The 15,101-nt window shown below is 67.6% G+C and carries 6 protein-coding genes (1 of these 6 cut by a window edge); 2 read left to right on the top strand and 4 right to left on the bottom strand.

What is annotated here, in order from left to right:
* Positions 1 to 19 precede the first annotated feature (19 nt).
* The 4 genes from NM1_RS10650 to NM1_RS10635 are packed head-to-tail and all read right to left on the bottom strand — an operon-like array spanning position 20 to position 10,036.
* Complete coding sequence (locus tag NM1_RS10650) at positions 20 to 829, bottom strand: ESX secretion-associated protein EspG (protein WP_068017402.1); 810 nt, start codon at positions 827 to 829, stop codon at positions 20 to 22.
* Positions 826 to 3,480 carry a hypothetical protein gene (locus NM1_RS42165; protein ID WP_068017400.1) on the bottom strand — a complete coding sequence of 885 codons (2,655 nt, stop codon included), beginning with the start codon at positions 3,478 to 3,480 and terminating at the stop codon, positions 826 to 828. Before NM1_RS42165 ends, NM1_RS10650 begins: the two co-directional genes overlap by 4 nt.
* The gene (locus NM1_RS10640) at positions 3,473 to 9,529 is read right to left on the bottom strand and encodes a WXG100-like domain-containing protein (protein ID WP_068017397.1); all 6,057 of its coding nucleotides are present in this window, start codon (positions 9,527 to 9,529) and stop codon (positions 3,473 to 3,475) included. Before NM1_RS10640 ends, NM1_RS42165 begins: the two co-directional genes overlap by 8 nt.
* Positions 9,530 to 9,541: 12 nt before the next feature.
* Positions 9,542 to 10,036: a YbaB/EbfC family nucleoid-associated protein gene (locus NM1_RS10635; RefSeq protein WP_169814237.1), complete on the bottom strand. Its 495-nt coding sequence runs from the start codon at positions 10,034 to 10,036 to the stop codon at positions 9,542 to 9,544.
* Positions 10,037 to 10,293: 257 nt separating this feature from the next.
* On the opposite strand from NM1_RS10635, the gene NM1_RS10630 reads away from it, so the two are divergent.
* Positions 10,294 to 10,755 carry a YbaB/EbfC family nucleoid-associated protein gene (locus tag NM1_RS10630; protein WP_068017393.1) on the top strand — a complete coding sequence of 154 codons (462 nt, stop codon included), beginning with the start codon at positions 10,294 to 10,296 and terminating at the stop codon, positions 10,753 to 10,755.
* Between the two features lie 44 nt (positions 10,756 to 10,799).
* Positions 10,800 to 15,101, top strand: partial view of a WXG100-like domain-containing protein gene (locus NM1_RS10625; RefSeq protein WP_068017390.1) — the beginning only. 26,007 nt of this gene lie beyond the right edge of the window; the window shows 4,302 of its 30,309 coding nt (coding positions 1–4,302); its start codon is at positions 10,800 to 10,802; the stop codon falls past the right edge of the window.

Here is a 15,101-nt window from a genome sequence, read left to right as displayed (position 1 = left end):
CTCCTGTCGTGATTCGAGGTCAGTACCGGTCCTCGGGACGTCCCGACTCCCAATGCGTTTCGAGACGCCGCAACAACTGGTCGATATCGCGCTGGATCCGCGCGGCGAGTTGCTGCCCACTGGTGCCGACCGCGACCGGCGACCCGTCCAGCGCCATCACGTACCGCCCGTCGCCTGGCATGTCCCGCCACATCAGGTTCGTCTCCAGAATCCCGCGCGGACCGTACTTCGACCGGCCCTGCACCACGGCGATCGATCCGGTGCAGTCGGCGCGCTGCTGGAAGAACCGCTGCGTCTGGGCTACCGGCCTGTCATCGGGGTCGTCCCAGATGAGGCTGTCTCGCCAGGCCGGGGTGATGTGCTCGGCCGGGTCGGTGACGACCGGGATGTCCTGCAGCCGACCGGCTTCCACCTGCGGGAGCTTTGCCACCACCGTGGTGGCCAAGGTGCGCGGATCGCATTCGGTGATGGTCACCATCGGCGAATCCCACGTGAGTTTTCCCGGCACCTGCTCGATGGCGTATCCGAGCGCACCCGACCGCGCGACGTGAATACGTAGCTTCTTGTCCTGGTTGCTCTCGTCGTGCTCGTCCCAACTACGTACTTGCACATACACTTCGGGTGCTCGTAGTACCTCGATCACGCCGTCGAACGAGCCATCCAGCCGCTGCTGCAACTTCTCCCACATCACCCGCTTGCGACCCTCCAGTTCGTCGACCGTGACCTGCTCGTCGGTCTCGAACAACAAGGGCTCCGGCACCGATCCGGCGCGATACCGGTCGCACAGGACGACGAATGCGAGTGAGGAGAACTTCCACTGCTGCGTCACGGCTCGATCACCGGCCGCACCCGATCGACATCCGGCCCGACGATCTCATCGAAATTGCTGACCGTGTCGAGGAATTTGCCCCGCTTGTGCTCGCCCCCGCCGTTCTGCCCGCCCGCCCCGCCGGGCGGCATGCCACCCATTGGCATTCCGCCCGGGGTGCTACCGCCGGGCGGCGTGGCAGGCGCGGTAGGCATGCCGACCGGACTATCCTGAATTCCCGCCCGCGGGAACAGCTTCGACGAATCCGCGGGCACGGAGGCGGCGAGCGGCGAATGCACGTCGCCCCCGCCGCTGGCGCCGCCGCCCGCGGGGATCCCGGCGCCGCCACCACCGCTTCCACCGGCGAGCGCGGTCGCGAGGTCCTGGGGACTCGGAATATCACCGAGGTTGGGGATGTTCTGCGGATCGGCGATGCCCGGAATGCCGACCATTCCGGTATTCGCCAGCCCGGCGATCGCGTCGGTACCCGCCTTCGTGACGGTTTCGACGACGCTCTTGAACCCATCGGTCAAGGTCTTGAGCAGATCCGCGCCGCCCTGGTTCTGACTCAGGCTGTGCCCCAGGTTCTGTAGCGTTTCCGGGCTCAAATTTCGCAGCGCTTCTGGACTGAGGTTCTTCAGCCCGTCGGGGCCGAGGCCACCCATGATGTCCGAGCCGATCTTCTGCAGCTCCTTCGGATCCAAGCCCTGCAGCAGATCCGAGCCCAGCTTCTGCAGCGCCTCCGGGCTCATCTGTTTCAGCAGATCCGGGCTGAGGCCGCCGAGCAGCTCCGACCCGATCTTCTGCAAGGCCTCCGGGCTCAGATCCTTCAGCGGATTCTTGCCCTGCATCAGCTGATTCAGCAGATCCTTGGGCGATCCCGGTGTCGGCGGCGGCACGGGAGACTTCTGGCCGCCGGGGTCCTTCGTAACCGGGTTCCACGGCTGCTGAACCTTCGACTGATTGTTGTTCCCCTCGCCCTGGTTCCCGAGGGGACCACCGCTCCCACCGGTGTAAGGGTTCTGGTCCCCCGGAATTCCGGCGCCTTTGTTGTTGCCGCCGACGTCTCCGAGGCCCTGCTTGTAGCCGTCCTCATAGCCGCCCTTGTAGTGGGGGCTGTTCTTGTCGACATTCCCGTTGCCCTGACCGCCGTTGTCGCCCTGGCCTTTTCCGCCGCCTTGGCCGCCGGGACCGTCACCCGGACCCTGGCCTTGCCCGCGCGAACCCTCGCCACCGGGGCCGTTACCCTGGCCGCCCGAACCATCGCCGCCCGAACCTTTGCCCTGGCCGCCCGGGCCCTCGCCGCCGGGACCCTTGCCTTGGCCACCCGGACCGTTGCCCTGGCCACCCGGGCCATTGCCGCTGCCCCCGCCGTTGTTGTTTCCGCCGCCGTTGTTGTTTCCGCCGTTCTTTCCACCGGCGTCGTTCTGGCCCTGCTTGTAGCCGTCTTGATACCCGGCCTTGTACTCCGGGCTGTTCTTATCTACGTTGCCGTTATTATTGCCGTTCCCATTCCCGCTGTTCTTGTTCTTTTCGTCATTGTTTCCATTGCCGTTCTTGTTCCCGTTGCCGTTGCCGTTGTTGTTACCATTTCCGTTGCCGTTTCCCTTATCTTTGTTCTTGTCCTCCGGCGGCGGTGGCGGCGGCTGCTTGGCGACGGTACCGGTCACGGCAACGGTCGGCATCGCCGCCACGGCGCCATTGATACCCGGAACATAGGTGGAGCTGTAGGTCGAACGATAATCACTGAGCCATTTTTCCTTGACACAGCTCGCGTTGGCATCTTCGGACCATCTGCAATCGGGTGTGTGCTTCCACATGGTGAACAGCCACTGCGAACAATACTTCAGATCGTTACCCAGGGCTGTGAGACTGTTGGCGAAGGTCAGCGAGCCTTCGGTGAAGCGCCTGATAGCATCGCCCGCTTCCTTCGAACCGTCACCTTCCCACATGTCGGCCTTGACTCGATTGAGGTGACCGTTCAAGTCGGTGATATCGCCGCTCAGTTTTCCGGCTACCCAGCTGAATTTGGTGCCCGCCTCACTCGTCCTCCAGTCGGCTCCTTCCAGCGACTTCCCGAACTCGTAGAACGTGTCGAAACTCCAACCGCTAGCGTCTTCGGCGGTAATCGGCTGGCCGTTCTCAGCGCCGGTCGGTGGGGCCAGGGCGTCGGGGTTCTTGTCCTCCCGGGCGGGGCTCCATTCCTTCGGCGGATCACCCGGCTTGACCGGGGCTACCTTCCCCGGCTGCAGGTCCAGATCAGCGAATTCGTCGGCCGATTTCCCTTCGTTCGCGGCGTAATTCTTGTACGCACTCATGAATGTGTCCCCCATGTCCTCCATGATCCACACCATGGTGTCCATGGCGTTGAGGACGTCGGCGCCTTTCCGCCGGAAACGGTGGGTCAGCTCGACCCCACCCCTTTCATTGGAAAGTTCCTGCATCTCGGTCATTACCTTGTCGCCCTTGATGTAATCCATGTACCACTTCAGTTTTCCGATCATGTCGTGGCACGCCTTGGTACACGCGGCGAAAACCGCCGGTTCGACCTTCAGTCGGTCGACCCGAAGCTGCCTCTTGTCTGCCTTCGAGCGCAGGTTCTTCCAGTCGTTGCGGGCCTGATCGGTCGTATTGTCGAGCTTCTGCTTATCGTCTTTTTTCTCGTCAGCCATCGCTGGTGCTCCTCGTGGTCTTCGTGGTCGATCGCGCGGTGCTGTCCGATTCGGATTCGGTAGTCGAAAGCCCCAGCGCGAACGGGATATCGGCGCCGGTACCGTCGGGTCCGGCCCGCTGCTCGGGCGCCTCGAACGGCGAGGGCATCAGCATGGATTTCGGCGTCTTTCGCGGCTTGCCGGGCTTCTTGCGGTCCCGGCGGGGCTTCTTCGGCGCGCCGGTAGCGGTACGGGGTGGTGTCGCGGGTGCCGCGGCACCGGGCGGCGGACCCGTGCCCGGCGAGGACGACCCGGCGGGAGCGTGCCCATCCTGCATCGGCATCGAGGGTGCCCGTCCCGGGGTGGCAGGTTGCTGCGTCCCCGACCCACCCGGAGATGAATTCCCGTTCTGCTCTGGCGAATTCGGACTTCCGTGTGTTGGCGAATGTCCCGGACTGCCGGGCTGGTCCCCGGATTCCGGCGCACCCTGCTGATCCGCGGCTCCCGGCGCACCCTGCTGATCTCCGGTTCCCCGCGTACCCGGATCGCCCTCGGCCAGCGGTGAGCGCGCAGGACCGTCCGGGTCGGGCGCTCGCTGTTGGTCTTCGACATCGGATCGAGCCGGATTACTCTCTTCACCAACCGGTTTCGGTTCCCGATCCCGATCGGTCGACGGCTGCCGGTCCGAGTCGCTCCGCACATCCGGACCGTCCGACCCACTGCCGTCCTCGGATGTGCCCCGTCGTTCCGGCGCGCTCGACCCGTCCTGCGAGCCCGAATCGTGCAGTGCGCCGGGGCGTTCCCCGGTCCCGAGCCCCTTCGGGTACCCGGACTGATCCGAGATCTCCTGCCGCGCCGAGCCATCAGGTCCGCGGTCCGCGAGTCGGGCGCGTTCCAGTTCGTCGAAGGCGCCGCGCAGAGTGGACAGGTCCGGCCGGGCGGGCCCGGCCGATTCGCCTGGCCGTGTCATGCCCGATGACGGGTTCGAAACATCGTTCGGCGCAATCGATCCGATGCCCCCGCGATTGTCAGGCGTAGGCGCCTGCGGACTGTTGCCGAGGCGCGAGCTGTCCGGCGATCCCTGCGTGCCACTTCCACTCGGCGGTGACGGCGCCATTCCCTCCGCGGCATGCAGATTTCGGAGCAGACTCTCCAACATCGCCGGGCTCGGCTGCTGAGGTTGCGGTGGCTGCCGGTCCTCGGAACTCCCGGAGTCGCCGCCGACATCCCCAGCATCGCCAAGGTTGTCTTCATCGCGCGGGCTGGAAGTGCCAGGACCGCCTGAGTCGTTGCCACCGGGACCGGTGCCGGGTCTGATGTCAGGCCTTTCCGGTCCCTTGAAGCCCGCATTCTTGTTGTGCGGGTAAGCATTCGGCGGCCGCTCCGAGTGCGAGCCCGGTCCCCGTGACCCGATGCTGTCCGGCCCCCGATCGTCCGAGCCCGGCGAACCCCGCTCCCCCGAACCGGTGTTCGGCAGATCTCGTTCATCCGGACCCGACGAACCAGGATCATCCGGCCCTGGATACCTCCGCCCCCAGACATCCGAACGCGACGGATCCCGATGATCGGACCAGGGCTTCCGTGAACCCCAGTCGTACGAATCTCGATCGTCTGGACCGGGCTCTTGCGAACCCCGGTCGTGTGAATCGGATTCGGGCGGTCCATCGCCGTCCTGGTCCTCGTTGTTCTCGTACCCCTGCGGGATCCAGTCCTCGGTTCCGGGTGCGTCCGGCGCCCGATACCCGCTCGGCAGCGGGAGGTCGTCGGCCAGGAGACGCGGCTTAATCTTGGCGGTCAGGTCGGCCCCGTCGACGTAGGGGCGCTTCGGGTCGATCGGTGGCGCGACGACGCCATCGGGGTCGGCAACGTGCACCTTGTTCTCTTCGTCGACCGTCCACGTCGTGCCGTCCGGCCTGCTGCCCCAGGAGGTTTCGTCCGGCGCGATGACCCGCATCGCGCCGTCGCCTCGAACCTCGCGCACCGTCCCGGACGAATCGTTGACGAAAGCCGTACCATCCGGCCGTATCCCGCGGACCGCGCCATCGCCGTCGGTGAAAGACACTCCGCGCGGCCCGATCTCGGAGACCGAACCGTCGGTGTGTACGACCCGGACACCGTCGGGGGTCCGCTCCAGCGACGCACCGTTGGACAACTCGATCGGCCCGTCGGACGACCGGGACTCGGTCAGCCCGTTCGGCGCGGTCACGCGCACGGAACCGCGTGGACCCCGCTCGTAGGTGGTGCCGTCGGCGTCGAACACCTTGACGCTCGTGGGCGACGACTCGAACCCGGTCCCGTCCGGCCGATCCATCTGGATGACGCCGTGCTTGCGCGGACCGTCCTGGTCGAGGCCGCCGATTCGATCACGCAGCCCGAAATCCAGGGTGCCTGTCAGGTCGTGGTGCATCAACGTCCCGTCGGGGTGCTGAGTTCGCCCGCCGCCCTGCACATCCGCGGAGTCGAACACCACATGCCGGGTACCGTCGGAATTCTCGACGGTGACCGCGCCGTTGTCCTCGACGGTCTGCTTGGTCCCGTCGGGACCGGTGATCACGGTGGGGCTGCCCGGCCCGGACTCGACCACGGTGCCGTCCGCCTTCGTCACCGTCTTGTCGCCGGTCGGTGAGAGCAATTCCATTGCCCCATCGGGCTTTACGGTCGTGGTCCAGTCGTCCGGGGACATCGTGCGCACCGACCCGTCGCCCAGCACCGTGTGCGAGACCCGCTCCGGACGGGTGAATGTCGGCGATTGCACGCCATGGGCCGCTGCGCCGCCCATACGCGACGAGGAACCGGCGGCGCCCGGGCGGGACGCCGGACCGGTACCGTCCGGGCCGACGAACGCGATCGCATAGTCGGGGCCGACCTTCATGAGCTGCGGATCGCCGGGGCGGCCCACCACCATGATGCCGTCGGCGGCGATCACGTGCCTGGTGCCGTCCGGGGAGGTGGCGATGACAGTGCCGTCACCATCCCGTTCCCATCCCGCCCTGTCGTTCGGAACTATGTGAACGGTGTTGTCGGGCGTGGTGACTACTGTCGGGTCGCCAGGCCGGGAGTCGATGGCGGTGCCGTCCGGCTCGAATCGCGTCCGGTCGCCCCAGGGCGACCGCAGCTCCGCGCCGCCGTCCCGCCGGACGATCGTCCACGACCCGTCCGGCGACTCGGTCCGCACCGAACCGTCGGACAGCACGGTATGCCGGGTGCCGTCGCCGCGTCCGAAGCCGAATTCGTTATCGCGCCCCGGTGCGCTCGCTGCGTCGGCGCGCGGACTGGGCTGTCCCACAGGGGCGTTGCCATCGTTGAGCAGGAATTCGACCGACCGATCCGGGCGGATCCTCACCAGCGACGGATCGTCGGGGCGCCCCAGGACGATGTTTTCGTCCTTGTCCACCACATGCTCGGTGCCGTCGGGCGAGGTGACCAGAACCTCACCCCGATCGTTCCGCGTCCAGTTGGGATGCTCCCGATCACCGTCGAACGCCCGCGCACCGGTTCCGCCGAACTCGACAGCGTCGTACCCACGCTGCCCGTTCGTCTCCGAATGCCGTTCCTGCGGAACAGATGCCCGAGGTGCAGGGCGATGCTCCGCAGGCGGTAGCAGTCCCCGGCCGGGTCGCGAAGTAGGCGCGTCCGTGCCGTGCTCGCCGGTCGGCCGCGAATTGGGCGTCGAGCCGCCAGCATTCGCTTCCGGTGTGGACGGACGCTGCCAGGTGTCCCCCGCCCCACTGGAATTCGGCTCCGAGAGTCGTTGCGGGGGCTGCCCCGACCCACGTGACTCGGGCACTATCGGACGCGCGGGCTGGCCGGGTGTACTCGAACCCGGCTGAGTCACAGGCGAGCGTGGTGACGGCGGTGCCCCATCGCCCGAAGCCGAGTTCGGCACCACCGGTCGCGACTGGGTGGCGCCCGGGTCGGGCGCGGACGAGCGCGGCGGCGATGGCATCCCACCGGGATTCGCTTCGGTGGATCGTCGTGGCGGCTGCCCCGGACCATTCGAACCCGCGTCCGATATCGCGGACGATCGCGGAGGCTGGCCGGAGCCCGTCGAGTTCACATCCGACACCGCCGACGCACGCGCAGGCTGCCCCGAACCAACAGAACTCACATCCGACACCGCCGACGAACGCGGCGACGGCCCCGAACCCACGGAACTCACATCCGACACGACCGATGAGCGCGGAGGCTGGCCGGAGCCGACCGAGCTCACCTCGGATACCGACGCTGGCGGACGCGACGACTGTCCCGCAACGATATTCGTGTCCGGCGTGGTCGAGCGCGACGGGGTGTCGATGCCGCCCTTCGACGTTTGCGATGTCGGTGGGCGGTCCAGCCGCACGGAACCATCGCTCCCGGGGGTCGGGCGGGGGCCGCCCGTCCCGGGCGCGGTACGGTCGGTCGATCCGCCGGGCACCGGCGCGGTGCGGCTGTCTCCGGGCACGTTCACCGGCGATGTTCGCGGCGGCGGCGCTCCGTTCGAGTTGGACGAATTGCCGCTGTTTCCTGCCTGATTCGAAGAACCAGGCGAATCGTTGCGGCCTGCCCCCACGTCCGACGACCGCGTCTGTGACGAAGACGGGGAGTGCGAGCCGCCGTCCGAACCACCGGCACCCAGGGGTCTCGCCTGATCTCCCGGCGACGACCCGCGCTGTGCGGATGTGGATGAACCACTCGACTCGCCGTCGCTGTAGGCGTTCGTGGCCACCAGGGGCGATTGCTTGTTTATCCCCGAGTTGCCGGTATCCGAGCCGCCCCTGCCGGAGCTGTTCGAACCCGTGCCATCCCCGCCCGAGCTGTTCGAACCCGCGCTGTCTCTGTCCGAGCCGTTCGTACCCGCGCTGTCTCTGTCCGAGCCGTTCGAACCCGCGCTGCCCCCGCCCGAGCCATGGGTACTGGTCGAGGAGACGGGGTGGGTGCGCAGCGGCGAATCCTGCCCGTTCCCATACGATTCCGGTCGACCTCCGGCCGCTGAGGAGTTGTCGAAGGTGGTGTCCCGGTCATCGCCTCGCGGTGCGTTCGGCCCACCGTTCTCGGCGTGGGTCGTGAGGTGATCGCTGGGACCGTGCCCGAGCGGGATCCCGGACGAGCCGTCTCTCGGTGGGTTCCAGTTGATCTCGAAGCTCCTGTTGCCGAACCCGTTGATCCCGCGTAATCCCTTGACACCGCCGACGATCCCGCCGTGCGCCGCACCGCCGACCCAGCCGTGCGGATTACCGAATGTCTCGGCCCAGTCGCCGGTGACCAGCGCAGAACCGAGACCGCCGAAGGCTCCGAACACGGGGCTGGAGCCGATCCCGACCAACGCGCCGTTCCCGGCCCGGACCCATGGTTTCTCCAGCTTGTCCCCCAGGAACCGCGTGGTGAATTTGTTGATCGAGTTGGCCGCCCCCATGCCGAACGGCGCGCCGAGGCCGGCGGCCGCCGCGGCCCCGAACTCTTTCCAGTTGAAGTTCTTCCGATGCCCGGCGCCGATCTGGCCGACCTGCACGGCCGCGTTGAGCCCGCCCGAGATGAACGCGCCCTCCAAGATCTTCATCACCCAGCCCTTGCTGAGGTTGGCGAACCGCTGCCCGAATACGGACAGCACCTTCGCCAGAATCCGTTCCTGCAACCACAATTCGAGCCTGCGAAGAATGAATTGGGTGGCCGCGGTCTCGGCCGCCTCGACCGCGGGGGCGGTCGGCGGAAACATCCAGGCCCAGGCGATCTCGATGGCCAACGCGATCAGCGAGACGATCGTCATCAATTTCGCGGCCTCGATCTGCGTGCCGAAATCGAAGGTGGCGTCGGCGATCTGGTCCATATAGTCCGCCAGCGCTTCCACCGACTGGTCGCCGGTCAGCAGCTGGTCGAACATCGCGGCGATCTTGTCGCCGCCCGTACCCTCGGGATAGGCGGAAACCGCCACGCGTTTGGCGTCCTCGATATCCGGGATCCGTTTCCGCAGCGCAGCGCCCGCAGTCTTGTAGGCGTCCGAGACCTCCCAGACCTCGGTCTCGTCGCCCTCCGGCCACGCGCCGCCCGCGACCCAGCCCAGCCAGGCCAGCTCCGGCGGAAGGTACAGTCCCATGACGCTACGGCCTCACTCGTCGTGGTCGCTGACCATCGACCGGCGCCCCGGCTGCTCCGCATCACCGAAACGCGTGTCCTCGTCGTCGTACCGCCGTTCCGGCGAATTCGGCGGGGCCACCGAGGTGGGCGGCGCCACCGGCATGGCGGACCCCAGATCCGGCGCACCCTCGATCAGATCGGACAGGCGGGGCAGCCGAGACTTGCGCTCCCGCAACGGTTCCATCAACCGGCGGCCGTCCTCGCTCGCCTTCCGGGCGGCGGCCTGCACGGCCTCGGTCATCGCCTCCGCGATCTCCGGGTAGGAGAGGTCGCCGATATCGTCGGCGAACCTGGTCTCGATGAGAATGCCATCGGCATTGACCGTCACCGTGATCCGCTTCTGACACGCGGTAGCGGTGGCGGTGAGCCGCGACCGATCCCGTTGGATCTTCGCAATTCCCTGCATTTGTTCCGACAATGCATCCATCATCATCGCGGCGTCGGCCCGCAGCCATTCATTCGCCACCAGAAGCCTCCGCATCTCAGGTCGAGCAGATTCTGCGACCCCGCATCCGGTGCGGCTGTCGCCCAACAGAATTGAACACCATTCGGCACACCGGAGAGTAAATCGAATGTAACTCGGCCGGGCGGGCGTAAGCGGAACGTAACTCCGTGCGTAATCGCGGGAGATTTCGCGCCTGGAAATGCGGTACGTTCGCCAGGGAATCGATACGGGCCCCGTCGGGGATTCCGAAATCTCTTCGGGCAGCAGGAGAATTCGACGTGAACACCGAACGCATGAAAGGCGGCCTCGCCGACCTACTCGACACGGTCAACGGGCAGATCCGCGCCATCGCCGAGGCGCAACAGAAGCGCGTCGAACTCACCGCCACCGCCACCGCCGGCGAGGGCCGGGTACGCATCACCGTCAACGCGGACGGAGTGGTGATCGAGACCCAGTTCGCCGACGACATCGACGAACTGGACTACGACGAGATCGCCGACGCCGTCACCGACGCCACCCAGGAGGCCGCGGCCGAGGTCGCCCGCCGCGCCGATGAACTCATCGCCCCCATCCAACAGACCAGGGAACGGCTGCCGAGCCTCTCCGAGATCGTCGACGGACTCCCCGACCTGACCGCCCGCGCGCCGGAACAGACGCGGGCCTCGTTCGATCCCCCGTCCGAGCGCGATCACACCGGCGACGATTTCCGGACCCGGCGATCTCCCGTCGCCGACAACTGAAACCAGTTGATCCCCAAGCTGTTCGACGCCGGAAGCGCTGACCGATGAGCATCCAGATGCCCGAGGGGCTGCAGTGGCTCAGCTACCTCGCCGGTGCCGAGTGGCCCGAGGGCGACGAAGACGCGATGTTCGCCCTCGCCGAGCACTTCTCCGCCGCGGCGAAGGGCGTGCGCGACCTCATCGACGAACTGCGCACCGCATGCGATACCGCGCTGGCGAGCTATTCCGGCGACGGCGAAGAAAGAATGAAGGCCCAGTTCGACAAGTTCTTCACCGGCGACCAGTCCATCGAGAAGCTGGCCGAACAGCTGCAGCAACTGGGCGATTCCTGCCGCGAATGCGGAAAACAGATCGAGTACGCCAAGCTGCAGATCATCATCACCCTGGCGATCCTGGCCGCGGAGATCGCCTACGCCCTGGCCACCATGTGGGGCGCGTTCGCGGTCCCGGCAATGCAGGCCGAGGCGGCCGGTGTCATCCAGGGCATCGGCCGCAGCGTGACCGCCGCGCTCGCGAGACACGCCAAATGGATCTCGGAAATGCCGCTGTGGAAGCTGGCCGCCATTACCGGAGCCGGGCAGGCGGGCATCGGCTTCGGCACCGATCTTCTGGCGCAGGGAATACAGATCGGAAAGGGTCACCGCGACGGCATCGACGGCAAGCAGCTGGCCACCATGACCGCGGTGTCCGGCATCGCGGGCGCGGTCGCCGCGCCGGTCGGCAGCGTCCTCGGCAAGCAGCTGGGCAAGTGGACCAACCAGGCGCTGACCAAGCACGGCGGCAAGGAGCTGCTCGGCGGCAAGTTCGTCGTCCCCAAGGAAATGACGTGGTGGATGGCGGGCGCCAACGCGATCGGGGCGGGCGTACCCGCCGGTGTGGTCGGCGCGGGCGCGGGCATCGTCGCCTACGGCGCCATCACCGGCCAGTGGGAATTCGAGCCCGCCGCGATCATCGGCGGCGTGGGCGGCGGCCTCGTCGGTGGCGTCCACGGTGTCGCGGGCCATGCCCAGTTCAAGGCCCTCGGCGAGAAGGGCTACATGAACGGCGGCGCCGTACCGCCGCCGAGCATCGACGGCAGCCAGGATCGGCCCGAATCGCGAATCGATGTACTCGCCGAGGACCGGCCCTCCGGCAACGCCTCGCGTGACGGCCTGAATTCCACTGTGTCACCGGCACATTCGACACGCAGCGATGCACCGTCCGGGGAGCCGGCCCGGCCGCCTGCGCGCAATGACAGCGGGCGTGATCCGGGCTCGACGACGAACTCCACCGAAGGTCCGAACAATCGCGTCCAGGCGAGCGGAAGCAACGGATCTGCGGTAAACGGCAATCGCCAGTCCCCCACTCCAGACACCGATTCCGCCTCGCACCCGGGGTCGTCGCAGGGACCGCGCGGCGGAGCCGATTCGAACGCGGCTGCCTCGGAACGCTCGATCGCCGCGAGTTCCACGGATTCGGCTGTCCCACAGTCGACTGCGCAGCCCCACGTCGAGACGGCCGCCAATCAGGCGAGCGGCGGAAACAACTCACACCTCGCCGCAGATCCCGACCGGCCGTCCCCCACCACGGACTCCGACCGGCCGGTCTCCACCGCGAACTCCGATCGGCCGGTCCACACGGCCGACTCCCACCCGGACTCGTCGGCGAGTTCCGCCGACACGCGCGCAGAGCGCACGGCACCCGGCCCGAACGAGCGGAGCGGCGGGGAGCCGCCCACGTCCTGGTCGTCGTCGGTGGACGGCGGATGGCACCCCACCGCATCGCTCGCAGGCGATCCCGCGAACACCCCTGCGCCGCAATCGAACGCGGGAATGCGCCCGGAGACGCCGCCGGTCCAGTCCTCCCGGTACAACAACCTCGTACCCGACGGCGCGCAGTCGGTGTCACCCCAGCGAAGCGACGTGTCGTCCCTCACCGACAAGGCATCGCTCTCCCCGTCGCAGCGCCCGACCGTCTCGTCCGTGAGCGACGGCTCCGTCACGCGACTCAACGTCGAATCGAGGGGGCCGATCGGCGAGCATCGCGCCGCACAACACCGCGCCACGGGCACCGACATGGCGACGCATACGCCCGGGGCCGACAACCACGGTGCCCGCGATGCCCGTCCGGACCCCCGGCACATCACGCACCCGGCCGAGCCGCCCACCGAAACCCCGCGCACCGCACCGGAATTCGGGCCATCGGCGCAACACGCTGCCGCTCGGGCCGAGACCCCCGCCGGTCACGACGCCCCCGCCCCGCAGCACCGGCGCACCGGCGGTGACGAGTCGATGGATCCGCGGGAGATGCGGCTGCGTGACCGTTTGCGGGCCGAGGTCGAGGTCGGCAACGAGAGCGTCATCGCTGCGCGCAGGCGACTCACGAACGCGGCGACCGAGGTGCTCGACAGCCATCGAGAATTGAACACTGCACGGGCAGAACACGATCGGTCGCGGGAGACTTCGAACGAAGCTGCCCGCACCGACGCACGCGACAGGGTCGACGAGGCCGAGGCCCGGCGTCAGGAGGCGCGAATCGCCCACGATTCCGCGCTCGCCGAGCACGACGCCGCGGTGCAGCGAGCGGTGCAGGAGCGTTACGAGTCGTTGCAGGCCGAATCCGAGGCCAGAATCGCTGCCGCCGAACAGGATGCCCTGCACATGCGTGCGGCCACCGAGGCACAGATGAACGGCGCGCGCGAGAATCTGCACACCGCGACCAATCAGGTGCGGAAAGCCAGGACCGAGTACGAGACGGCGAAAGCCGAACTCGAGGCCGGTCTTCAGAGCAGGCGCGACGCGCATATCGAGGCGTCACAGCATCGGGTGCGGGCGGCGCGCAATGCATGGGAGAACAGCCGCAAGGAGTACGAGGACGCCCGAGCGGGCAGCGAGCCGCGACGCGCGTATCTGAAGCAGCTCAATCGTGAAGCCACACAACACAAGAGGAGCCTGCGGGTAGCGCTGATCGAGTACGAGGCGCTGCTGCGGGCCACCGACGGTCTTCCCGACGAGCGGGCGGCGGCACGGCGCGAGCGTCATGATCTGTCACCGTCGCTGCGAATCCAGGACGCGTTCACCAACAAGGTCGCGCAGCGATCGGCCGTCTGGAAGAAGGCGTTCGGCCGGGAGGAGTCGGATGCCGCGGCCGAGTCGCGGGTGGAGGAGTTGCGCCGCGACCTGCGGGAGAAGGAGCAGGCGTACCCGCAGGCGGTAGCGGATTTCAAGAGCGTGATGCACGGGGTGATCGAGGACCGGCTCGCGGGGGTGGCGCACGCGAAGAAGCCGGATCGCGACGCATACGAGGCGGGGCTCGCGGACCGGCGGGAGGCGATGCGGGCGGCGACGCGCAAGGCCCTCGCGGCCGCCGACGCCGTGCAGCAGGCGGCGTTCGTATTCCGCGACGAGGTGCTGCGCCGGACCGCCGAGACCGATCCGGTGATCGGGCGGCGAGCATCCGACGCCGAGGTGGATACTCTGGTGCGCAACGGTTCTCGCGCCGAACGGGTGGCGGCGATGCCGGAGTGGATGACCCGTCACGACCCGAACGGGCGGACGCCGCGGGAGACCCAGATGCTGGCGTACGTGCTGACCGAATTCGGGCCGGCGGACATGAAGGGCGGCGAGGGCAAGACGCTGCTCATGGTGATGGCCGGTTACCGCGACGCCCGCGAGCATGGCGTGGCGATCACGCTGACCAGCAGCGATCCGCTGGTGGTCGACATGATGGGCGAGCTCCAGACGTACCTGAGCACGCACGAGGACCATCGGCAGGGGCTGCGGGATACGGGGGTGGACCTGGTGCAACTGCGGGAGAACGAGCCGTTCCCGCAGTGGGCCTGGAACGCCCTGGACGAGGGCCGGAACCTGCTGGTGGTGGGGACGAAGGAAGGGGTGCTGTTCGCCGGGCTGCACGAGGCGCACGCGATGGTGGAGGAGATCGGGCGGGTATCGCCGGACGTGGTTCCGGAGCTCAAACGATGGCTGCGCACCGAGCCGCCCGTGAACGACGTGGCGGATCGTTTGAACGCGGTGGCCGACGAGCACGGGGTGGCGCGCCGATTCAAGCCGCTCCCGGAGGGCGTGGTGAATTTCGATGAGGTCGATACCGCCTTCGACGGACAGGTCCGGGCCATCCTGTCGGCCGGTGCTCGCGCGGACGCGGATCCGGTGACCGTAGACCGTCTGAAAGACATGTACGACAAGTTCCGTGTCGCGGTCCTGGAACACGGGTTGACCGACAAGGACTTCGGGAGGCCGGAAAATACCAAGGGGCTCTGGCATGCCCGGATGGGCGACGCGGCGGCCGACAAGCTGGCCGCCGTAACCGGAGATCGGGATTCGGTGCTCGCCGACGCCAGGCATTAC

Source organism: Nocardia mexicana NBRC 108244 (assembly GCF_001613165.1).
Taxonomy (GTDB): domain Bacteria; phylum Actinomycetota; class Actinomycetes; order Mycobacteriales; family Mycobacteriaceae; genus Nocardia; species Nocardia mexicana.
The sequence above is the reverse complement of the archived record's forward strand: the minus strand, read 5'-3'. Positions and strand labels throughout refer to the sequence as shown.

Coding starts and splice junctions, on each gene's coding strand:
- NM1_RS42165 (WP_068017400.1), bottom strand. CDS start 3,480: ATGGCTGACGAGAAAAAAGACGATAAGCAGAAGCTCGACAATACGACC.
- NM1_RS10640 (WP_068017397.1), bottom strand. CDS start 9,529: ATGGGACTGTACCTTCCGCCGGAGCTGGCCTGGCTGGGCTGGGTCGCG.